Genomic DNA, 21,813 nt, shown 5'->3' on the forward strand with positions numbered 1-21,813 from the left:
TCGTTAAAGGAGCGGCGAGGCGAGGCTCCCCCGCGCGCGAGGCCCCAGGGCCGACGCCGGGAGACAGGGCCGAGGGCATGCCCACCCGCTCCGCGTTCTGGACCCCTAGCTCAGAGGACCGAAATGCCCAAGCTGAAGAGCAAGAGCGCTGCCAAGAAGCGCTTCCGCACGACCGGCACCGGCAAGGTGCGCGCCAACGTGGCCTACAAGCGCCACATGCTGCGCAACAAGCCGACGAAGATGAAGCGTCAGGCCCGTGGCACGATGATCCTGTGCAAGGCCGATGCCGAAATCGTCAAGAAGTTCCTGCCCTACGCGTAACGCCGGTCGGAGGTATAGACCATGTCCCGTGTCAAGCGCGGCGTCACGTCGCACGCCCGTCACAAGAAGGTTCTGAAGCTCGCCAAGGGTTACCGCGGCCGCAACAGCACCAATTTCCGCGTCGCCATCGAGAAGGTCGAAAAGGGCCTTCAGTACGCCTACCGCGACCGCCGCAACAAGAAGCGCGACTTCCGCAGCCTGTGGATTCAGCGCATCAACGCCGGCGCGCGCGCCCACGGCCTGACCTACAGCAAGTTCATGAACGGCCTGAGCAAGGCCGGCATCGAACTGGACCGCAAGGTGCTCGCCGACCTCGCCGTGCGCGAGCCGGACGCCTTTGCGTCGCTGGTCAAGCAGGCCGAGGAAGCCCTGGGCTGATTGATCTGTCGTGTTGATCGTGCCGATCAACACGACGCCCTCAGGCGCCGGGCGCGCGCTGACCGCGCGCTTGGCTCACGCCGCAGGAGCGGCGGCCCGCAGTGTGCGCAAGCGCACGTCTCACGACTCCGCGGGCTTGGGGGTGCAGCGCACCAGCGCCGGAGTACGGCGTGGATGATGCGAGAAAGGGGCTGCCGCTCTTGGCAGCCCCTTTTTCATGTCGTATGCAAGGGCAGCAGCGGCCGGGCGGCGCGCCTCGCGCCTCCGGCACAACCGGAACCGAAGGATACATCATGAGCAACGTGGAGGACTTGCGGGCCGAGTTGCTGGCCGCCGTCGACGGCGCGGCCGACCGCGAGGCACTGGAAAGCGTGCGCGTCTCGGCGCTGGGCAAGAAGGGCCGCATCACCGACATGATGAAGGGCCTGGGCAAGATGAGCCCGGACGAACGCCGCGAGACTGGCCAGGCGCTGAACGCGCTGAAGGACGACGTGGCCGCCGCCATCGAGACCAAGCGCGCCGCCCTGGAAGACGCCGAACTGACCGTGCGCCTGGAGCGCGAGCGCATCGACGTCTCCCTGCCCCCGCGCCCGGAAACCACCGGCACCCTGCACCCCATCAGCCAGACCATCGCGGAACTGACGGCGATCTTCGGACAGATGGGCTTCGAGGTGGCGGAAGGGCCGGACATCGACGACGACTTCCACAACTTCACGGCGCTCAACTTCCCGCCGGACCATCCGGCGCGCCAGATGCACGACACCTTCTTCTTCCCCGAGCGGGAAGATGGCGACCGGCTGATGCTGCGCACCCACACCTCCACGGTGCAGGTGCACACCATGACCAGCCAGAAGCCGCCCATCCGCATCATCGCGCCCGGCCGGACGTACCGCTGCGACTACGACATGACCCACACGCCCATGTTCCACCAGGTGGAGGGGCTGGTCATCGACAAGGCGACCCACATGGGCCACCTGAAGGGCTGCCTGATCGAGTTCGTGAAGACCTATTTCGAACTGGACGAACTGCCGACCCGCTTCCGTCCCAGCTTCTTCCCCTTCACGGAACCGAGCGCGGAGATGGACATCGGCTGTTCCCGCAAGGGCGGCGAGCTGCGCATCGGCGAAGGCGACGACTGGCTGGAGATTCTCGGCTGCGGCATGGTGCACCCGAACGTGCTGAAGGCCTGCGGCATCGACCCGACGGAGTACCAGGGCTTCGCCTTCGGCATGGGGATCGAGCGCATCGCCATGCTGAAGTACGGCATCCCCGACCTTCGCACCTTCTTCGAGAGCGATCTGCGCTGGCTGCGCCATTACGGCTTCGCCGCGCTTGACGTGCCCAGCGTGACCGGAGGCCTGACCCGATGAAGTTCACCCTTTCCTGGCTGAAGGACCACCTGGACACCACCGCCAGCCTGGACGCCATTTCCGAGACGCTGACCGCCATCGGCCTGGAGGTGGAGGAGGTCCACGATCCCGCCAAGGACCTGGCGCCCTTCATCGTCGGCCATGTGGTCGAGGCCGGGCAGCACCCCGATGCCGACCGCCTGAAGCTGTGCAAGGTCGACACGGGCAGCGAAACGCTGCAGATCGTCTGCGGCGCGCCTAACGCGCGCCAGGGCCTGAAGGTCGCGCTGGCGCTGCCGGGCGCGGTCATTCCGGCCACCGGCGATGTGCTCAAGCCCGGCAAGATCAGGGGCGTCGAGAGCAACGGCATGATGTGCTCCTCGCGCGAGCTGGGCCTGGGCGACGATCACTCCGGCATCATCGAACTGCCGGAGGACGCCCCCGTCGGCGCGCCGCTGACGGATGTGATGGACGCCGACCCGGTGATCGAGATCGCCATCACGCCCAACCGCATGGACTGCCTGGGCGTGCGCGGCGTCGCCCGCGACCTGGCCGCCGCCGGCCTGGGGACGCTCAAGCCCCTGGGGCAGGAGGCCGTCAACGGCACCTACCCGAGCCCCGTCACCGTGTCGCTCAACTTCGGCGACCGGCCGGAGGGCTGCCACATGTTCGTCGGCCGCTATGTGCGCGGCGTGAAGAACGGCGAAAGCCCCGAGTGGCTGAAGAAGCGGCTGGAGGCCGTCGGCCTGCGCCCGATCTCGGCGCTGGTGGACATCACCAACTACGTCACGGTGGATCGCGGCCGCCCGCTGCACGTCTTCGATGCCGCGAGGCTTCAGGGCAACGTCCAGGCGCGCTGGGGCAAGGCCGGCGAGACGCTGGAGGCCCTGAACGAGAAGACCTACGAGCTGGACGAGCAGATGGTCGTCATCGCCGATGACGCCAGGGCGCTCGGCCTGGGCGGCATCATGGGCGGCGAGGACACCGGCGCGACCGAGGAGACGACGGACGTCTTCATCGAATCCGCCCTGTTCGACCCCACCATCATCGCCACCACGGGCCGACGCCTCGCCATCGACAGCGACGCCCGCTACCGCTTCGAGCGCGGCGTGGACCCGGCCTCCGCCGTCTGGGGCGCGGAACTGGCGACGAAGCTGATTCTGGAGTTCTGCGGCGGCGAGCCGTCCGAACTGGTGTCCGCCGGGGCGCCACCGTCGGGCACCGGCGCCATCACGCTTCGCCCGTCCCGCGTGACGGAGCTGGGCGGCGTGGACCTGCCGGTCGACCGCATCGTGGAGATTCTGGAGGCCCTGTCCTTCCAGGTGGAGCGCACGGAAGACGGCGTTCTGGCGGTCGTGCCGCCGTCGTGGCGCCTTGACGTGGCCGAAGAGCACGACGTGGTGGAGGAGGTCGTGCGCATCCACGGCTACGACAACATCCCCGCCGTGCCGCTGCCGCGCGCGCCCATGCCGCCGGTGGTGCTGACGCCGCGCCAGATCCAGCGCGACGCCGCCCGCCGCACGCTGGCCACAAGGGGCATGATGGAGACGGTCACCTGGTCATTCATGGCCAAGGAGCACGCGGCCCTGTTCGGCTTCGCCAACGAGGCGCTGGTGCTGTCCAACCCCATCTCCAGCGACCTGGACGCCATGCGCCCGTCCATCCTGCCGAACCTGATCCAGGCGGCGGGCAAGAACGCGGCGCGCGGCTTCCCCGACGTCTGCCTGTTCGAGGTCGGCGGCGACTACCAGGACGAGACCGCCGAGGGCCAGCGCACGGTGGCCGCCGGTGTCCGCGCCGGCAAGACCGGCCCGCGCCACTGGCAGGCGCCGCCGCGCGCCTGGGACGCCTTCGACGCCAAGGCCGACGCCATCGCCGCCCTGGCGGCGGCGGGCTGCCCGGTGGACAACCTTCAGGTCACCACCGACGCGCCGGGCTGGTACCATCCCGGCCGCTCGGGCGTGCTGCGCCTGGGCCCCAACGTGCTGGCCAACTTCGGCGAGTTGCACCCGCGCGTGCTCAAAGGCCTGGACGTGAAGGGCCAGATGGTGGGCTTCGAGGTGTTCCTTGAGGCGATCCCGCAGCCCAAGGCCAAGGCCAAGCAGTCCGGGCGCACCCGCCCGCTGCTGCGCCCGTCGCCCTATCAGCCGCTGGAGCGCGACTTCGCCTTCGTGGTGGACGCGGACGTGCCGGCGGAAAAGCTGGTGCGCGCGGCGAAGGGTGCGGACCGCAAGCTCATCACCGACGTCCGCGTCTTCGACGTCTACGAGGGCGAGACCGTGGGCGAGGGCAGGAAGTCCATCGCCCTGTCGGTGACGCTGCAACCGACTGAGCGCACGCTGACCGACGAGGACCTGGAGAAGGTCCAGGGCGCGGTTGTCAAGGCGGTCGAAAAAGCCACGGGCGGCGCCCTGCGCGCCTGAGGCCGGCGGTCGTAAAGAGAAAAAGGGGAGGCGCCCTGACGGGTGCCTCCCCTTTTTCCGTTCGCCGAAGCGATGTCATGACCCTAATCCAGCGTATCACGCAATACGGTGTGGAGCTGGTCGGGCGTGATGGGCTTGATCAGGACCGCCCTCGGACAGTCCTGGTTGATGCGCTCCAGGGTCTGAGGCTCATTGCTGCCGGTGATGAAGATGATCGGGACGTCCAACTCCGCGTGGATGCTGCGTGCGGCGTCCACGCCGTCTCCGTTTCCGCGCAGGCGAACGTCCATCAAAACGATATCGGGCCGGGTCTCCAGGGTCAGGCGGGTGGCATCGTCGGCCGTGGCCGCCGTGCCGGCCACCGTCAGGCCCAGGTCTTCCACCGCGTCGCGCAGGTATTCCACGATCAGGAAGTCATCGTCCACGATGAAGACGCGGTACGGGCGGTCAGCCATGCTCCGCCTCCGGCCATGGTATGATCACGGTCACCTCCGTTCCTTGCGGTTCGCTTCGGACCGTCAGCTCCCCGCCCAGTTGGGCCGCCAGCGCCCGAACGATCCGCATGCCGCTGCGCGGAACATCCTCCTCTGCCGCCGCGGCGTCCGGCGAGGAGGTGCCGTCGCCGTCGTCGCGCACCACCAGGCGAACGGCCTCCGTATCCGTCAGGTGCTCGCCACGGACGGTGATGGTACCCGGTGATCCATCGCGGTAGCCATGAAGCAACGCATTGGACAACAACTCGTTCACCAGCAGTCCGAGGGGGATGGCGCGGTCCAGGTCGGCCGGCAGCGGCGCCACGTCGACCACGACCTTCAGGCCCCGCCGCTCCGCTCCGGCACCCGCCGCCAGGTTGGCGCACAACTCGTTCAGAAAGGCGTCGAGCCGCACGGTCGCCAGGTCGCCGGCACCCAGCAATTGCTGGTGCACCAGACCCAGCGCGTTGATCCGGCGCCGCGCGGTGCGGAAGGCGTCGCGCGCGCGGTCGTCGGTCAGGGTGCGGGACTGCAGTGCCAGCAAGGATTCGATCATCTGCAGGTTGTTCTTGACCCGGTGGTAGACCTCGCTGAGCAGCAGGTTCTTGTCGGCCAGGGCCTGCTCGAGTTCGGCGGTGCGCTGGCGCACGCGGTCTTCCAGGCTGATGTTGGCGGCGGCAAGGGCCTCCTTCAGCCGGCGCTCGCCCTCCAGGGCCCGCAGCCCGAGCGCCGTCAGCGCAGCGACGGTCAGGATCAGCACCGCCACCACGGCGCCGGTCCGCACCTGGCGCTGCCAGAAGGGCGCCAGGACCGCCTCCACCTTTCGCGAAACCAGCGCAACCAGCGGGTAGTCCTTCACCAGCCGCCGCGCAACAAGGCGGTCCCGACCGTCCACCGGCGAGGCGACACGCGAGACGACGCGCGGGCTTTGCGGCGTCAGCCCGCGCATCACAGCCGGGAAGCGGGCACCGTAACTGCCCGCCGCGAGCGGCTCGCGGACCAGAAGCGCCCCGTCATCGCGCAGGATGGCGAGGGTGGAACCCGGCGGCATGGCGACCCCGGCATAGAACTGCTGGAAGTAGCTTGTATGGATGGCGGCCACGACGATGCCGCCGAAGCCGCCGCCCAGGTCGTCGATGCGGCGCGAGATGGCGAAGAAGTCGAGCCCCGTCTGCCGGCCTTCCAGAAGCTCACCGATGAAGGTGCCGGCGCCCGGCGCCTCGCGCTGCACCTGGAAGTAGCGCCGGTCGTCGTAGCGGCCGCCCATGGGGCCCGGCGCGACAGAGGAATTGATGACCGCACCGTCCGGTCCAATGATCCACAGCGAGCCCACCTGCGGCAGCAGGTCGGCCATGGCGACCAGACGCTCGTGCACCGCCTCGGGCGAGTCGCCCAACGCAAGACCGCCGCCGCCTTCCACCGCGGCCTCCAGTTGCCGCAGCACCAGGTCGCTGGCCTCGATGGTGCGGTGGGCGTGTTCCTGCAGCAGGTCGGCGATGATGGCGTTCTCGCGCAGGCTGGAGGCCAGGGTGCTGTCGTAGTCGGCGATGGCGAACACGGCCCAGGCGAACAGCGTTGCCAGGGTCACCGTGGTCGACAGCGCGAGCAGAATGGAGCGGGGCGTGTGCAACGGGCGGATCACAGTGCAGGGAAAGGGACTGCAGCGCGGCAAGCTTCGACGGCCGGACGGCGTTCTGTCAACGCACGGCACCGCTTTCGGGTCCCTCGGCCGGCCACCCCCCGTCTGTCGGAGGCGTCGCGGGACTATGGGAAGGGGGAGAGTGGCGGAGGGAGAGGGATTCGAACCCTCGATACCCGGTTAGGGTATACACACTTTCCAGGCGTGCGCCTTCGACCGCTCGGCCATCCCTCCGCACTTGAGGGGCTGGAAAGAACACTGCGTTCTCCCCGCCTGGAAGGCCGGCACTATATAAAGACCCCGTCCCTTATGCAACACCTCATCGCACGAAAATTTCCCGGCAATTTTTCAGCCGACAAAGGCGGTTAACGGCGTTCCGGGAAAGTGCCTCGGCCGCGGCCGCGGCCTCAGGAGCCGCGGGCGACCTGCGTGCCCAGCCGCACGCGGTCCAGCGTCGCCAGCTTGTTCGCGCGCATGATCAGAAGCAGCGTGTCCACATAGTCCTGCCCCCGTTCGGAATAGCTGTGCAGCGTCGCCGCCAGCGCCTCGCCGTCGACGGGCTCGCCGGCGGCGCGGGCGGCGCGGCGGGCGGCGCGCAGTTCGGCATAGGCGGGATGGGTGTTCAGGTTCCGGGCATAGGCGCGCACCGCGTCCAGCAGACGGTCGAAGGCGCGGACGCGGTGGGTGGCGTCGTCGGCGCGGGCGAGCGGCACGAGGCCCTTCACGCCGGGATCGGTGGTCCACTGGCCGAACAGCGCGTTACCCTCGCGGGCGAAGCGCGAGGTGCCCCAGCCGCTTTCCTCCGCCGCCTGGGCCAGTGCCAGAGACGGCGGCAGGACGTCCATGCGCGCGAGCAGGGCGGGGATGTCCACCGTCTCCAGCTTGTACCAGGCAGCGCGGTCGGCGAGCCAGGCCTCGTCCTCGGGGCCGATGCCGCCGCCGGCGCGGCGGTGGGCCTCGATGCGCTCCACGCGGGCGCGGTCGGCCGCGATCTCCTCGTTCACCCGCAGCACCAGCGGCAGAACGGTCCGCAGAAAGACGCTCTTGCGCGCGTCCACATCGCGCAGGCTCGCCAGGTCCTCGGGCACGGCGGCCAGATAGACGCGCGGCACGCCCATGCGCCCGTCGGCCACGTGGGCCAGGCGATAGCCCAGATCGTCGTAAAGCGCCCGGGCTTCCGCCACCGAGGGCGCCTCCACGTGCGGTGCCTCGGGCAGACCGGCAATGGCGTCGCGGGTCGAGGGGGCGCCGAACAGCAGGCGGCTCATGACGGCGGGGCGGATGATCCGGGTTTCGCTGCCATGGGAGGCGCTGCCGCCGGGCCTGGTGCTGACCACGTCGTAGCGGAGTGCCGGAACGGGGCTCGAAAGCCCGGTCGACAGCACGCCGCCGGCGGGGCGTCCGGGCGTCTCCGGCGCCAGCACGGCCACGGCGACAGCGCCGTAGAGGGCGGCGACGGTGCCGGCCAGGACGAACAGGCCGACGCGGTGGTGGCGCGAAAGGGAAGCGTGTCGGGTACTGGTCATGCGGTCTCTCTGGCAGGCCGGTGCCGCGGCGCGGGCGCGCGCTGCGCGCGTCCTGCCGTCTTCACCGGTCGGGCCGGACCGTTCCTCCGTCCCCGCACGGGGTCCGGCCGCTGGCGCCGCACGACCGCGGCGCCCGTCGATCACGCGACGGCCGCACGCCCGATCCCCGTCGTGACGGCCATCACACGAAAGGATGATACGGCGCGCGGGCGTTCCGTCAATCGGCCGGGCCTATGCCAAAAGTATGATATTCCCGAAAATGCCGCGACCTGTTGCGCAAAGGCCTCAGTCCCGGCGCACCAGCGGGCCCAGTTCCGCCACCAGTTGTTCGTAGATGGGGCGCTTGAACGCGACGATCATCGCGGGCAGGTCATCGACCGGCGCCCATTTCCAGGCGTCGAATTCAGGATGATCGGTGGCGATGTCGATGTCGGCGTCGGTGCCCGTGAAGCGCACCAGGAACCACTTCTGCTCCTGCCCCCGGTACTTGCCCTTCCAGACCTTGCCGATCAGGTGGTCGGGCAGGTCGTAGCGCAGCCAGCCGTCGGTTTCCGCCACGATCTCGCCCTTGTCGGTGCCGATCTCCTCGTGCATTTCGCGCAGCGCCGCCGTCCGCGCGTCCTCGCCCTTGTCGATGCCCCCCTGGGGCATCTGCCAGGCGTCCGGCGTGTCCTTGCGGCGGCCGACGAACACCTCGCCCCGGTCGTTCATCAGCATGACGCCGGCGCATTTGCGGTAGGGCAGGGTGTCCTTGTCGGCGGCGGTAGCAGTCATGGCGGCCTTTCCGGTTTGCGGAGCAGAGGAGGTGGAGGAGGGCGGAGGCGGGCGGCTCAGGGCCGGACGACGGCAGAGACCGGCGCCAGCGCCAGCCCCTTTTGCGGCAGGGTCTGCAACCACTCGCGCACGGCGGTGTAGCCCAGCGGCGTCGGCTCGATCACCGCGACGGCGCTGCCGCGCTCGCGGGCAATCGTTTCCAGGGCCTTGAGGCGGGCGTCGATGGCGCCGCGGAACAGGCGCTCGTCCAGCTTGAGGTCCACCCGCGCCGTCGGCGGGGCGACGCCGGCCGGGCCGGAGGCGCTGGCCAGCTGCACGCCCGAAGCCGGCTGCACGTACAGAAGCCCGGCGCGGCCAATGGCTTCCAGCACCGGCGCCATGATCTCCGTGTTGGCGGTCAGCGCGGCGCCGTCGCGGCCGATCAGGCCGGTGTAGCCGATGCCCTTGGTCAGCAGCGTGTTCAGGCGGATCAGGTTGTCGTTGACGGGCAGCAGGGTGTTGAGCCCCAGCGGTCCCGGATCGTTGGCCGGAAAGCCGCGGCCCTCCATGGGCAGGGTCAGCATCACCTCGTGCCCGGCCTCGCGCGCCTGCGACATGCTTTCCGGCAGCTCGAAGCCGTAGGGGCTGAAGGCGAGGGTCACGCCCGGCGGAAGCTTGTCGATGGCGGCCGTGGTGGCGGCCGGGCGCATGCCCAAATCGGTGACCACGATGGCGACGCGCGGCGTGCCCGGCGGCGCTTCGAACGGCTTGGCGTAGGTGCTCCACGCCTTGCGGCCGTCCGGTGCGGGAATGGGCATGGGGCCGGCCGGCGTTTCGCGCGTCAGCGCGGCGACGGGAGCGTCGCGCAGGGGCTCCATCTCGTCCTCGGGCACGGCGGGCAGTTCGTCGTAGGACGGCGTGGGACGGGCGTCGCGCGTGTCGGGGATGCGCGGTTCGTCGATCTCGGCCGGCGCCGGCGGCTGCGCCGTGGCGGGGGCGGCCGCCGTCTGCGTCTCGCCGGGAGCCTCGGCGGCGGGAGCGGTGTCTTCTGCGGCGGAAGCAGCCTCGCCCTGGTTCTCCGCGGGCTGATCGCCGGCGGCGGCGGTTTCGGCGGTGGCGTCGGCCGCATCGGCATCGCCGCCCTCTGCCGGGGCCTCTGCGGTCTGCCCCTGAGGCGCGCCCTCGTCGGCCTCGCGCGCGGGGGCGGACCCGCCATCCTCGGCGAGCCAGGGACGGCGGGCGATGGATTTGTCGGTGGCGGCGGTCGGGTCAAGCACCGCGCCCGTGTCGGTCGTCGCGCCGGCGTCGGCGCTCTGGGCGCCGTCCTGGGCGCCGCTCTCGCGCACGTCATCCAGGCCCGGAGCGGCGGGCATGGGAAGGCTGACCTTGCTGCCCGAGCCGATGGGCGCGGTCGGCTCCGGGGCCGGCGTTCCGGCCTCGGCCATGCGCGGACCCTCGGCGGCCTCGTCGCCCGTGAGCATCCACCACGCCGCGCCGCCGGCGACCAGTGCCGCGACCACGCCGACACCGGCCAGCATGGCCAGGCGCTTGCGCTTGCGGGCGCCGTGCCCGAGGACGTCGTCGTCATCCTCCAGGCCGTCGCCCCAGTCTTCGTCTTCCAGAATGTCGGCAAAATCGCGCGGCTGGTCGGCCGCACCGTCGCCGGCGTCGCCGTCGGGCGCACCGGCATCGTCGTGGGCCAGACCGTCATCCAGCCCCGGCCCAAGCGTGGCGCCGGTGAAGAACGGTTCCTCACCGTCCTCGGCGTCAGTCTTTTTCTTGCGGCTGAAGAGGCTCTTGAGGTTGAGAGCCATGGGCAGGGTCCTTTCGCTCGACCGGCGCGGCGGCCGTCAAGCCCCGCGCCGGTCTCGCATCTTAGCCTGTTAGCAGGGCGAAGTCAGCCCTGGCGCCCGTCGTACAGCGCCAGACCGCGCAGCAGGTCCAGCGCCCGGGTGAGCTGGTAGTCCTCGGGACGGTCCTCGCCCTCGCCATCAGCGTCGGCGGCCTGGTCCTCGGCATCGGTCTCGCCCTGGGCGCCATGTTCGGGCGCGGGTTCGTCCTCCGCGTCCTGCGGCAGGTCCAGCGCGCCGCGCAGGCTGGCTTCGCTGCGGCGCGGGAAGGCGCGGTCGATTTCCTCGATCACCGCCTGCTTGACGCGAATGTCCGGCTCGATCCCCAGCGCCTGGATGGAGCGGCCCGACGGCGTGTAGTAGCGCGCCGTGGTCAGCCGCATGGCGCCGTGGCCCGGCAGCGGGACGATGGTCTGCACCGAGCCCTTGCCGAAGCTCTTGGTGCCCAGCACGATGGCGCGGCGGTGGTCCTGCAGCGCGCCGGCGACGATCTCGGACGCCGAGGCGGACCCGTCGTTGATGAGCACCACGATGGGCTTGCCATCGGTCAGGTCGCCCTCGCGGGCGTTGAACCGCTGCGTTTCGTCGGCATCGCGGGCGCGGGTGGAGACGATCTCGCCGCTTTCCAGGAAGGCGTCGGAGACCGCCACCGCCTGGTCGAGCAGGCCGCCCGGGTTGTTGCGCAGGTCGAGGACCCAGCCCTTGACGTTTTCGGGGCCGATTTCCTCCTTCAGCTCGTCGATGGCCTCTTCCAGCGTGTCGTAGGTCTTGTTGCTGAACGAGGTCACGCGCAGGTAGCCGATGTCGCCCTCGCGGCGCGACCGGACCGAGCGGATCTCGATGATGGCGCGCGTCAGGGTGACCTCGAACGGCTCCTGGTCGTCGCGGCGAATTGTCAGGGTCAGGTCGGTGTCGACGGGGCCGCGCATCTTGTCGACGGCGTCCTGCAGCGACAGGCCGATGACCTCTTCCTCGCCGATGTGGGTGATCAGGTCGCCGGGCTGCAGGCCGGCGCGGAAGGCCGGCGTGTCGTCGATGGGCGAAACGACCTTGATCAGGCCGTTCTCCATGGTGACCTCGATGCCCAGGCCGCCGAACTCGCCGCGCGTCTGGACCTGCATGTCCTTGAAGTTGTCGGCGTTCAGGTAGCTGGAGTGGGGGTCCAGGTCCGTCAGCATGCCGTTGATGGCCGCCTCGATCAGTTCCTGGTCGCCGACCTCTTCCACATAGTCGCGGCGCACGCGCTCGAACACGTCGCCGAACAGGTCCAGCAGGCGATAGGTTTCCTCGGTGTTGTCCGGCGTTTCCGCGGCCTGCGGCGTGGGCACGCCGACCGAGAGGAAGGCCAGGGCGGTCGCCGCAATCGCTAGTTTACGCTTCATCCGCTGATTTTGCCTTTGTTCGCCGTGAGCCAGGGCATGGGGTTGATCGGCTGGCCGTCGCGGCGGAGTTCTACATAAAGAGACGGGGTTTCAGCCCGGTCCATCAAACCGACGGGCTCTCCCGCCAGCAGGCGCTGCCCCACCTGCGCGTCGATGCGCGCCATCCCTGAGAGCAATGTATGATAGCCGTCGGCGTGTTCAAGGATCAAGAGATGCCCGTAGCCGCGGAAGGGGCCGGAAAACGCCACCACGCCGTCGGCAGGAGCCACCACGGTGGCGCCGGCGCGGGTTTCCACCACCATCCCGCGCGAGGAATTGCCCGGCGTCAGTTCGTCGCCGAAGCTGGTGATGATGCGCCCGCGCGCCGGCAGGGGCATGGCGCCGCGCATGCTTTCCAGCGGCCGCAGGGCCACCGGCTTGATCTCGGCGGCCGCCGGGCGTGATGCGGTCTGCTCGGGCGCGGCCGGGCGCGGCGGAGGCGGCACCACGCCGCCGCTGGCCGCGGCGGTGCGCGTCGTCTGCGGCGGCTGCGGCTTGGCGGCGGGCATGGCGACGCGGCGTTCGTCGGGCGTCGCCGGCTTGGGGCCGGCCAGGGCGGCCAGTTGGCGGGCCAGGGCCAGGTCCCGCTGGCGCGCCAGTTCCGCCTCGCGCTTGCGGCGTTCCTCGGCCAGCGTCGCCAGGAACTCCTTCATGCTCTCGGCCTCTTCCGCCAGGTCGCGGGCCTGGCGGGCGGCCTTTTCGGAGCGTTGCGAGGTGTTCTCCATGAGCCGGGCCTTTTCCGCCACCAGGGCCTGAAGGCGGACGTGCTCGGCCTCGAACTCCGAACCCAGGCTGGCGATCTCGTCGCGCTGGGCGGCGATGGCCGTCTCCACCTCCTCAAGCGCCACCAGGTCGGCGCGCAGGGCTTCGGCCTCGCCGGCCAGGGCCGGCACGGCCGACCGCAGCAGCAGGGCCGAGCGCACGGTGTCCTCCGGCGGTGCCGGCTGCATGAGCAGCGTTTCCTTGGGGCGCCACGACAGCCGTTGCAGGGCGGTCAGCACCTTGGCCATCTGCTCGCGCCGCTCCGCCAGGCCTTCACGCAGGCCCGTCTCCTCGCGCTGGAGGTCGCGCAGCCGGGTTTCCAGGTAGGACAGGCTTTCCTCGTAGTCCTGCACCTTGGCGGCGGCGGCGACCAGGCGGTCGCGCAGCGACCGCACCTCGGCATTCAGGCTCTGCGCCCTGCGGGAGAGGGTTTGTTCCTGTGCCCGGCTTTCCTCGAGCTTGCGGCGGATCTGTTCCAGTTCTTCCTGGGTGCGGGTCTCGTCGGTGTCCGGCGGCGGCGGCAGGAGCGGCCCGTCCTGCGCCGCCCGCGCCGCCGGCACATGCCACCCGCCGCCGCCCCCGAACAGCATCAGGACGGCGAGAGTGGCGCCGAGCGCCGGGCGGGTGAGGCGCGGGAGCAGGGGCACGGGCCCTCCCACAGGAACAGGAACGGCGGCCGGCCGCGCCGGGCGGCCGGGCGCGGCGGGTTACTCGGCGGCGGCGGCCTTGCCGGGGCGGCCGATGAGGGAGTGGCCGGTCATCTCGGCGGGCTGCGGCCGGCCCATGAGCGCCAGGACGGTCGGCGCCAGGTCGGCCAGGCGGCCGTCGGACAGGCTGTCCACACCCTCAGGCGCGTTGACCAGAACGGCGTCCACCTTGCCGACGGTGTGGGCGGTGTGAGGCGCGCCGGTCTCGGGGTCACGCATCATCTCGGCGTTGCCGTGGTCGGCGGTGACGATCATGGTGCCGCCGGCCTTCTTCAGCGCCTCTTCCAGGCGGCCGAGGGAGATGTCGACGGTTTCCGCGGCCTTGATGGCGGCGTCCAGCATGCCGGTGTGGCCGACCATGTCGCCGTTGGCGAAGTTCACCACGATCAGGTCGAAGGTGCCGCCCTCGATGGCCTCGACCAGCTTGTCGGTGACCTCGGGCGCGCTCATTTCCGGCTGCAGGTCGTACGTGGCGACCTTGGGGCTGGGGACCAGGATGCGTTCCTCGCCGGGGTAGACCGTTTCCTCGCCGCCGTTCAGGAAGAAGGTGACATGGGCGTATTTTTCCGTCTCGGCAATGCGCAGCTGCTTGAGGCCGGCGTCGGCGATCACCTGGCCCAGGATGCCCGTCAGGGTCTCGGGCGGGAACAGGGCCGTCAGCCACTTGGTGTGGGCCTTGGAGTATTCCGTCATGCCGGCGGCGGCGGCGAAGTCGACAACGCGGCTGCGCGCCCAGCCGTCGAAGTCTTTGTCCAAGAGCGCCTGGGTGATCTCGCGGGCGCGGTCGGCACGGAAGTTGGCGAACAGCACGCCGTCGCCGTCCTTCGCCCCGGCATAGTCGCCGACGATGGCCGGCACGATGAACTCGTCGGTCTTGCCGTCGGCGTAGGAGGAGCCCACCAGGTCCAGCGCGTCGGGGTGCGAGGCGCCGGTGCCGTCGACGATGGCGTCATAGGCCTTCTGCACACGGTCCCAGCGGTTGTCGCGGTCCATGGCGAAGTAGCGCCCGGCGACGGTGGCGACGGCCACGTTGTTCAGGCCCTCGATGTCCTTGAGGAACTTCGCCAGGAAGTCCTTGCCCGATTGCGGCGGGGTGTCGCGGCCGTCCATGAAGGCGTGGACCCGTACCGGCACGCCGGCCTCGGAACAGGCCTTGGCGAGCGCGACCATGTGGTCCTGGTGGCTGTGCACGCCGCCGGGGCTGAGGAGGCCCATGAGGTGGGCGGTGCCGCCGGTCTTCTTCAGCGTGTCGATGAAGGTGGCGAGTTCGGGGTTGGAGAAGAACGAGCCGTCCTTGATGGCGCTGTCGATGCGGGGCAGGTCCTGCATGACGACACGCCCGGCGCCGATGTTCATGTGCCCGACCTCGGAGTTGCCCATCTGGCCTTCCGGCAGGCCGACGGCATTGCCCGCGGTTTCGACCAGCGCCTTGGGGCACGACGCCATGAGGCGGTCCCAGTGCGGCGTCTTGGCGAGGGCGATGGCGTTGTCCTCACGCTCCTCGCGGTGGCCCCAGCCGTCCAGGATGCACAGGACGACGGGCTTGGGCGGGCGGCGGTCGGTGGCAGCGGTCATCGGTCCCTCATCGGCTGGAACAACGGGTGTTAACGGCTGCCCCATAAATAGAGCGAACCGGCCGGGAGTTCCACCGGGGAAAGGGTCACGGGTTATTCCTCGTCGCGCGGAATGCGGTGAAGAGCGGCGCCAGCCAGGGCGTCAATGCGCTCCACCACCTGAGACAGAAGTTTCTGCGGAATGGTGCCGTAGTCGAACTGATCCAGTCGCCCGCCCGGAATAGGGAACATGTGGTCGCCCGGCCATAGGAACTCGTTCAGGTCGGTCGCGATGATCCACGATCGCTGTTGATCCAGGCCGAGATGGTCCTTCACCCGGCGAGGGATTTCGACGCCATGCGCGGCGGCGTCCGGCTGACGGTGCGTCACGGGCGCCACAGTCACCTGGGTTCCCCCCGCCCGCTCCGCGATGGCGAGCACAATGACGCAGGGGCGCCGTTTCTCGCCTTGCGTCGCCCCGTCCTCGTGTTCATGGCTCCAGAGAAATTCGTAGCAGATCACCAAGCCAGGATGGGGGCGGGGCAGGGGCATCGGTCCCTCAGTCCTCCATCAGCCGGTCGAGGTCGGAGAACTCCTCGGGTACCCGCGCGGCGCGTAGCGCCTGGCGCTGCTCCTCGGTCAGGTCGGCAGGCGTGAGGTGGCGCCGGGTCGTTCTTGCGCGGAGCTTCTGGAATTCGGCATAATCCTCGGGCGAGACGAAGTAACCCGTCGTCTCGCCATGGTTCACCACCTGAATCGGCTGGCGGCGGACTTCCCGCTGATATTCGCTGAAGCGCTGCTTGAAGTGGGTCGCAGAGGTCGTCAGCATGATACTCTCCAGGCGAAAGCCATTTTGAACATAATGAACATTTTTGCCACCCGCCGCAAGCGGCGACCTTGCCTGGCATCGCTCGTGTGATAGTCTTCCCGCGGACACCCCGGTGACGCCTCTGCCCAGCATGCGCCCGGGGTACATTTTTGTCCGCCGCCAGCCGCTGCGCCCTCACGCCCGGTGATACGGGTGCCCCTCCAGGATGCTTTGCGCCCGGAACAACTGCTCGGCCAGCATGGCGCGGACCAGCATGTGGGGCCAGGTCATGGGGGAAAGGCTGAGCAGCGCGTCCGCCCGCGCCCGCACCGCGTCGCCATGGCCGTCGGCGCCGCCGATCAGGAAGGCCACGCACGGCGCGCCGCGCTCCAGCCAGCCGCCGTAGACCTTGGCGAAGGCTTCCGACCCGTAGGTCTTGCCACGCTCGTCCAGGGCCACCACCACCGCGCCCGCCGGCACGCAGGCCAGCAGCAGGTCGGCTTCGCGCGCCTTGCGTTCGGGGCCGGACACGGGCCGCTTTTCCTCCACCTCGCGCAGGTCGAGGGGGAGTTTCAGGCGGCTCGCGTACTGCTCGAACAGGGCGCGCTCGGGGCCTTTTTTCGCGCGCCCGACGGCGGCGAGCATCAGTTTCATCGGGTCGGTGTCATCCGGTTCCGGTCACTCCGCCGCTCCTTTCCGTCCTGGGTCCCGTCAGAAGGACCCGGTCGCGGAGGCGGCGGCGGTCAGGACCTCACGCCGGCGTCGGCGCGAAGGAGCCCGCGGACGGCGCCATGGCGCGCGCCGGCGGCGCAACGCCCCACATCTTTTCCAGATTGTAGAAGGCGCGAACCTCGGGCCGGAACAGATGAACCACGACGTCCCCGGCATCCAGCAGGACCCAGTCGCCGGCGGCCTTGCCCTCGACGGTGACGCCAAGGCCCAGGGCCTTCAGCTTCTCCGCCAGGTGGTCAGCCATGGCCCCGACCTGCCGCGAGCTGCGGCCGGACGCGATGACCATGTATTCGGCGATGGAGGATTTGCCGGCAAGGGCGATGACAGTGATGTCCTCGGCCTTGTCATCGTCGAGGGACGTCTCGACCAGGTCGACCACTTCCGCCGGGTCGATGGGCGTATGCGGGTCAGGTTTTATGGTTTCGCTCCATTGGCAAAACGGTGCGCGCCGTGACCAGTGGCGCCACGGGACCCTCCCGTGGAGCCGCCGGCACCATGCCGGCCGGCGCGGATCGCGGTGGCGGATTGGGGGTGTCGACGAATGGGAAGAAAGACCCACGCGGGGGCCTGGGTTCCCGCAAGAACCGGCGCCTTTCGTAACGGCAGCCGATCCTTGGCGAATCGCCGCGCCGCCTTGCTCGCCAACGCCCGATAAGAATAGGGCGAACGGTCGAAGACGGCAACGGGCAGCGTGCGAAAGATCGATGACCACCGCCGCCAGCGGTCGATCTGCACCAGGTTGTCCGCCCCCATGATCCAGACGAACCGGGCATGCGGATACCGTCGGGTCAGGACCCGGAGCGTATCGGCGGTGTAGCGGGTGCCGAGCCGCGACTCGATGGTGGTCACCCGAATGCGCGGATGCGCCGTCACCAGGCGCGCGCCGTCCGCGCGCTGTCCTTGCGGGGCCATGCCGCGGGCAGACTTCAAGGGATTCTGCGGGCTGACCAGCCACCACACCTCGTCCAGGTCCAGGCGCTTCAGTGCCTCCAGCGAGATGTAGCGGTGGCCGTCGTGCGCCGGGTTGAAGGACCCGCCCAGCAGGCCGACCCGCACCCGCCGCCGATCCCCGTAGGTCGGCAGCGGATCGTTCGGATCGGCGGCACCGTGCAGGGCAGGAGGGATCACTTCGGCCGGCACTGGCCCTCGCCGCGCACCTTGTACTTGAAGGTCGTCAGCTGCTCCACGCCCACCGGGCCGCGCGCGTGCAGCTTGCCGGTGGAGATGCCGATCTCCGCCCCCATGCCGAACTCGCCGCCGTCGGCGAACTGGGTGGAGGCGTTGTGCATGACGATGGCGCTGTCGACCTCGTTCATGAACCGCTCCGCCGCATCCGCATCCTCGGTGAGGATCGATTCGGTGTGCTGGCTGGAGTAGGTGTTGATGTGGCGGATGGCGTCGTCCAGGCCGTCGACCACCTTCACGCTGATGATGGCGTCCAGGTATTCCGTCTGCCAGTCCAGTTCCCCGGCGGCGATGACACGATCATCCGCCTTGCGCACCGTCTCGTCGCCGCGCACCTCGCAGCCCGCGTCGATGAGGTCGCGCACCAGCTGCGGCAGCAGGCTTTCCGAGAGCGCCCGGTCCACCAGCAGCGTTTCCGTCGCACCGCAGATGCCCGTGCGGCGCATCTTGGCGTTGACCACCACCTCGCGCGCCAGATCGGGCTTGGCAGCCGCGTGCACGTAGGTATGGCAGATGCCGTCCAGGTGCTTGAACATGGGGATGCGGCTTTCCGCCGACAGCCGCGCAATCAGGCTCTTGCCGCCGCGCGGGACGATGACGTCGATGAAGTCCGTCGCCGTGATCATCGCGCCGACGAAGGCCCGGTCGGTGGTCGGCGCCATCTGGATGGCGTCGGCGGGCAGGCCGGCGGCTTCCAGCCCCTGGCGCAGGCAGGCGAGGATCGCGCGGGAGGAATGGAAGCTCTCCGATCCGCCGCGCAGCACCACCGCGTTGCCCGACTTCAGGCAGAGCGCCCCGGCATCGGCGGTGACGTTGGGCCGGCTTTCATAGATGACGCCGATCACCCCCAGCGGCACACGGACGCGCTGAAGCTTGAGCCCGTTGGGCCGGTCCCATTCCGCCATCACCGCACCCACGGGATCGGGCAGGGACGCGATGGCCTCCAGCCCCTGGGCCATGCCCTCGATGCGGGCGTCGCTCAGTTCCAGCCGGTCGAGCATGGCCGCCGTCAGCCCCTTCTCGCGGCCGGCATCCATGTCGAGCGCGTTGGCGGCCTGGATCTCGGCGACGCCAGAGCGCAGGGCGGAAGCGGCGGCCTTCAGCGCGGCGTCCTTCGGTCCCGACGGCGTGCGCGCGAGAACCAGGGCCGCGGCCTTGGCACGGCGGCCGATGTCGGCCATCAGGTCGCGGACGTCGACGCCCGAGGCGTCGCGGTCGGAAAGCACGTCGGTGGAAGCCATGGCGCTGCTATTCCCTCTCAAACATCCAATACCAGGTCATCGCGGTGGATCATTTCGTCGCGGCCACGGTAGCCGAGCAGCTCGAAGATGTCCGCCGTTTTATGGCCGGCGATCAGGCTGGCGTCGTGTGAGTTGTAGGCCACCAGCCCCTTGCCCAGCACCGCACCGTCGTAGTCCTTGATGAGCACCGCGTCGCCGCGCTCGAACGTGCCCTCGATCGCCGTGATGCCCGCCGGCAGCAGCGAGCGGCCGTCGCGCAGGGCCCGTGCCGCGCCGTCGTCGACGTGCAGGGTTCCCGCAGGACGCAGGCGACCGGCGATCCAGGTCTTGCGGGCGGTGCGCGGCGTGTCCTTGGGCAGGAACCAGGTGCAGCGCCCCGTTTCCTCCAGCCGCTTCAAGGGATGCTGCGGCTTGCCCAGCGCGATGGCCATGCGGGTGCCCGAGCCCATGCAGATGCGCGCCGCCATCAGCTTGGTGACCATGCCGCCGGTACCCACACCGGGGCGGGCCTCGCCGGCCATTGCCTCGATCTCGGGGGTGAGTTCGCGGACCTCGGGGATCAGTTCCGCCGTCTCCACCGTCTTGGGATCGGCGGTATACAGGCCGTCGATGTCCGACAGCAGCACCAGCGCGTCGGCGCCGATCATCATGCCGACGCGGGCGGCCAGCCGGTCGTTGTCGCCGAAGCGGATTTCCGTGGTGGCGACCGTGTCGTTCTCGTTGACCACCGGCACCGCGCCGTAGCGCAGCAGCGTGTCCATGGTGTTGCGGGCGTTGAGGTAGCGGCGGCGGTCTTCCGTGTCGCCGATGGTCAGCAGCACTTGCGCGGCCGTCATGCCGTGGCCGGCGAAGGTCTCCTGGTAGGCGTGGGCGAGGCGCCCCTGGCCCGTGGCGGCGGCGGCCTGCTTTTCCTCAAGCCGAAGCCCGCCGCGCGGCAGGCCCAGGTGGCGGCGTCCGACGGCGATGGAGCCCGAGGTGACAACCACCACCTCCTGCCCGCGCGCCTTCATGGCGGCAATGTCGGCGGCAACCGTTTCCAGCCACGCGCGATGCACCTCGCCGCGCTTTTCGTCCACCAGCAGGGCGGAGCCGATCTTGACCACCACCCGCTTGGCGTCGGCCAGCGGAGATCCGGCGCCGGCGGTGGCGGGCAGCGACGAATCGCCGTCGATCAGGGATGCCATCCGCCGGTCTCCTGCTGCGCGGAGTCGCCTTCGTGATCGGGCGCCTCCGCCTCGTCCTCCGCGTCCAGATCCTCGCCGGCCTCGGCCGCCATTTCGGCATGGCGGGCGGCGCGGGCCTCCAGCGCATAGCCGAGCATCTTCTTCAGAACCGGGTCCAGCCCGTCGCGCGCCACCGAACTGATGGCGAAGATGGAGTCGCGGCTCTGCCCGCTGGCCTCGGCGAGCGCGTCCTTCAACTCGTCGACGATCTCGGGAATCAGGGCGTCGGTCTTGCTGATGGCGATGATCTCGGGCTTGTCGGCCAGGCCGTCGCCGTATTCCTCCAACTCGTGCCGGATGGTGCGGTAGTGCTCGGCGACGTTGTCGTAGTCCGTGCCGTCGATCAGGTGCAGCAGCACGCCGCACCGTTCCACATGGCCCAGGAACCGGGTGCCCAGGCCCGCGCCCTCGCTCGCGCCCTCGATCAGGCCGGGGATGTCGGCGATGACGAACTCCTGCCCCGCCGTATAGCAGACGCCCAGGTTGGGGTGCAGCGTGGTGAACGGATAATCCGCCACCTTGGGGCGGGCGCGGGTCACCGCCGAGAGGAAGGTGGACTTGCCGGCGTTGGGCAGGCCGACCAGACCGGCGTCGGCGATGAGCTTGAGGCGCAGCCACACCCACATCTCCTGACCTTCCTGGCCCGGATTCGCGTGGCGCGGGGCCTGGTTGGTGGAGGACTTGAAGTAGGCGTTGCCGAACCCGCCGTTGCCGCCGCGCAGCAGCGTCACGCGCTGGCCGGGGCGGATCATGTCGGCCAGCACCTCGTCCTTGTCGTCGGACATGATCTGGGTGCCGACCGGCACCTTGATGACGATGTCCTTGCCGCCCCGGCCGTGGCGGTCGCGGCCCATGCCGTCGATGCCGCGCTCGGCCTTGAAGTGCTGCTGATAGCGGAAGTCGATGAGCGTGTTCAGGTTGCCGGCGGCCTCGAAGACGACATCGCCGCCGCGTCCGCCGTCGCCGCCGTCGGGTCCGCCGAACTCGATGAACTTCTCGCGGCGGAACGAGACGCAGCCGTTGCCGCCGTTGCCGCTGCGCAGATAGATCTTGGCCTGGTCGAGGAACTTCATGACGGGATCAGCTTTCAACAAACACGAAAAGAGGGGAACGGTGCGATCCGTTCCCCTCTTTATCTTAATGGTCCGCCAGGTCAGGGCCCTGGAGCGGGTCCTTAAGCCTGCGGCGCGTCCACGGACACGAAGACGCGGCCCTTCCAGCCTTTGCGGAACGACACGTTGCCGTCGCGGGTGGCGAAGATGGTGTAGTCACGGCCCAGGCCGACACCCTCGCCCGGATGCCACTTGGTGCCGCGCTGACGGATGATGATGTTGCCGGCGATGACCTTCTCGCCGCCGAACTTCTTCACGCCGAGACGCTTACCGGCGGTATCGCGCCCGTTGCGGGAGCTACCGCCTGCCTTCTTATGAGCCATACCGTGCTCTCCTTACCTGAACTGGATTCCCTGG

At 69.6% G+C, this 21,813-nt stretch carries 21 protein-coding genes and 1 tRNA gene; 4 read left to right on the plus strand and 18 right to left on the minus strand.

The window, feature by feature from the left end; all coding sequences use genetic code 11:
- Window positions 1-123: 123 nt before the first annotated feature.
- The 4 genes from rpmI to pheT all read left to right on the plus strand — a co-directional run bounded on the left by rpmI (window position 124) and on the right by pheT (window position 4,471).
- Window positions 124-321 (plus strand): 50S ribosomal protein L35, encoded by a 198-nt coding sequence (rpmI, locus tag C882_RS02130; RefSeq protein ID WP_009538886.1) that lies wholly within the window; start codon window positions 124-126, stop codon window positions 319-321.
- Window positions 322-342: 21 nt separating this feature from the next.
- Window positions 343-699, plus strand: coding sequence for a 50S ribosomal protein L20 (gene rplT / locus C882_RS02135; protein WP_009538887.1), 357 nt, complete (start codon window positions 343-345; stop codon window positions 697-699).
- 293 nt (window positions 700-992) lie between these two features.
- Window positions 993-2,069 (plus strand): phenylalanine--tRNA ligase subunit alpha, encoded by a 1,077-nt coding sequence (gene pheS / locus C882_RS02140; RefSeq protein WP_009538888.1) that lies wholly within the window; start codon window positions 993-995, stop codon window positions 2,067-2,069.
- Window positions 2,066-4,471 carry a phenylalanine--tRNA ligase subunit beta gene (gene pheT, locus C882_RS02145; RefSeq protein WP_009538889.1) on the plus strand — a complete coding sequence of 802 codons (2,406 nt, stop codon included), beginning with the start codon at window positions 2,066-2,068 and terminating at the stop codon, window positions 4,469-4,471. Before pheS ends, pheT begins: the two co-directional genes overlap by 4 nt.
- A gap of 83 nt (window positions 4,472-4,554) precedes the next feature.
- Here pheT and C882_RS02150 read toward each other — a convergent pair whose 3' ends face one another.
- From C882_RS02150 to rpmA, 18 genes are all read right to left on the minus strand, one after another.
- Window positions 4,555-4,926, minus strand: coding sequence for a response regulator (locus C882_RS02150; protein WP_009538890.1), 372 nt, complete (start codon window positions 4,924-4,926; stop codon window positions 4,555-4,557).
- Window positions 4,919-6,574, minus strand: coding sequence for a sensor histidine kinase (locus tag C882_RS22825; protein WP_051999936.1), 1,656 nt, complete (start codon window positions 6,572-6,574; stop codon window positions 4,919-4,921). Before C882_RS22825 ends, C882_RS02150 begins: the two co-directional genes overlap by 8 nt.
- A 152-nt stretch (window positions 6,575-6,726) precedes the next feature.
- Window positions 6,727-6,817 (minus strand) — tRNA-Ser (locus C882_RS02160).
- Between the two features lie 173 nt (window positions 6,818-6,990).
- Complete coding sequence (locus tag C882_RS02165; protein WP_009538892.1) at window positions 6,991-8,109, minus strand: glucosaminidase domain-containing protein; 1,119 nt, start codon at window positions 8,107-8,109, stop codon at window positions 6,991-6,993.
- A 285-nt stretch (window positions 8,110-8,394) separates the two neighbouring features.
- A complete protein-coding gene (locus C882_RS02170) occupies window positions 8,395-8,883 on the minus strand; it encodes an RNA pyrophosphohydrolase (RefSeq protein ID WP_009538893.1) in 489 nt (162 codons plus the stop codon).
- A 56-nt stretch (window positions 8,884-8,939) separates the two neighbouring features.
- Window positions 8,940-10,676 (minus strand): divergent polysaccharide deacetylase family protein, encoded by a 1,737-nt coding sequence (locus tag C882_RS22830; RefSeq protein WP_009538894.1) that lies wholly within the window; start codon window positions 10,674-10,676, stop codon window positions 8,940-8,942.
- 83 nt (window positions 10,677-10,759) lie between these two features.
- Window positions 10,760-12,094 carry a S41 family peptidase gene (locus C882_RS02180; RefSeq protein ID WP_009538895.1) on the minus strand — a complete coding sequence of 445 codons (1,335 nt, stop codon included), beginning with the start codon at window positions 12,092-12,094 and terminating at the stop codon, window positions 10,760-10,762.
- Window positions 12,091-13,542, minus strand: a complete 1,452-nt coding sequence (locus C882_RS02185; protein WP_009538896.1) for a murein hydrolase activator EnvC family protein — start codon at window positions 13,540-13,542, stop codon at window positions 12,091-12,093. The genes C882_RS02180 and C882_RS02185 overlap by 4 nt, the downstream gene beginning before the upstream one ends.
- Before the next feature lie 60 nt (window positions 13,543-13,602).
- Window positions 13,603-15,177 (minus strand): 2,3-bisphosphoglycerate-independent phosphoglycerate mutase, encoded by a 1,575-nt coding sequence (gene gpmI / locus C882_RS02190; protein WP_009538897.1) that lies wholly within the window; start codon window positions 15,175-15,177, stop codon window positions 13,603-13,605.
- Between the two features lie 92 nt (window positions 15,178-15,269).
- Window positions 15,270-15,707, minus strand: coding sequence for a type II toxin-antitoxin system PemK/MazF family toxin (locus C882_RS02195; protein WP_043643063.1), 438 nt, complete (start codon window positions 15,705-15,707; stop codon window positions 15,270-15,272).
- Between the two features lie 7 nt (window positions 15,708-15,714).
- Window positions 15,715-15,984 (minus strand): type II toxin-antitoxin system prevent-host-death family antitoxin, encoded by a 270-nt coding sequence (locus tag C882_RS24870; protein ID WP_009538899.1) that lies wholly within the window; start codon window positions 15,982-15,984, stop codon window positions 15,715-15,717.
- Window positions 15,985-16,158: 174 nt separating this feature from the next.
- Complete coding sequence (rlmH, locus tag C882_RS02205) at window positions 16,159-16,617, minus strand: 23S rRNA (pseudouridine(1915)-N(3))-methyltransferase RlmH (protein WP_009538900.1); 459 nt, start codon at window positions 16,615-16,617, stop codon at window positions 16,159-16,161.
- A gap of 97 nt (window positions 16,618-16,714) precedes the next feature.
- Window positions 16,715-17,074 (minus strand): ribosome silencing factor, encoded by a 360-nt coding sequence (rsfS, locus tag C882_RS02210; protein WP_009538901.1) that lies wholly within the window; start codon window positions 17,072-17,074, stop codon window positions 16,715-16,717.
- A 35-nt stretch (window positions 17,075-17,109) separates the two neighbouring features.
- Window positions 17,110-17,835, minus strand: a complete 726-nt coding sequence (locus C882_RS02215; RefSeq protein WP_009538902.1) for a nicotinate-nucleotide adenylyltransferase — start codon at window positions 17,833-17,835, stop codon at window positions 17,110-17,112.
- On the minus strand, window positions 17,820-19,121 hold the full coding sequence (locus tag C882_RS02220; protein ID WP_009538903.1) for a glutamate-5-semialdehyde dehydrogenase: 1,302 nt from the start codon (window positions 19,119-19,121) through the stop codon (window positions 17,820-17,822). The genes C882_RS02215 and C882_RS02220 overlap by 16 nt, the downstream gene beginning before the upstream one ends.
- Window positions 19,122-19,138: 17 nt before the next feature.
- Complete coding sequence (proB, locus tag C882_RS02225; protein WP_009538904.1) at window positions 19,139-20,305, minus strand: glutamate 5-kinase; 1,167 nt, start codon at window positions 20,303-20,305, stop codon at window positions 19,139-19,141.
- On the minus strand, window positions 20,293-21,417 hold the full coding sequence (obgE, locus tag C882_RS02230; RefSeq protein ID WP_009538905.1) for a GTPase ObgE: 1,125 nt from the start codon (window positions 21,415-21,417) through the stop codon (window positions 20,293-20,295). Before obgE ends, proB begins: the two co-directional genes overlap by 13 nt.
- Before the next feature lie 101 nt (window positions 21,418-21,518).
- Complete coding sequence (gene rpmA, locus C882_RS02235; RefSeq protein ID WP_009538906.1) at window positions 21,519-21,779, minus strand: 50S ribosomal protein L27; 261 nt, start codon at window positions 21,777-21,779, stop codon at window positions 21,519-21,521.
- Window positions 21,780-21,813: the final 34 nt, after the last annotated feature.

Source organism: Caenispirillum salinarum AK4 (assembly GCF_000315795.1).
GTDB classification, from domain to species: Bacteria; Pseudomonadota; Alphaproteobacteria; order Rhodospirillales; family Rhodospirillaceae; genus Caenispirillum; species Caenispirillum salinarum.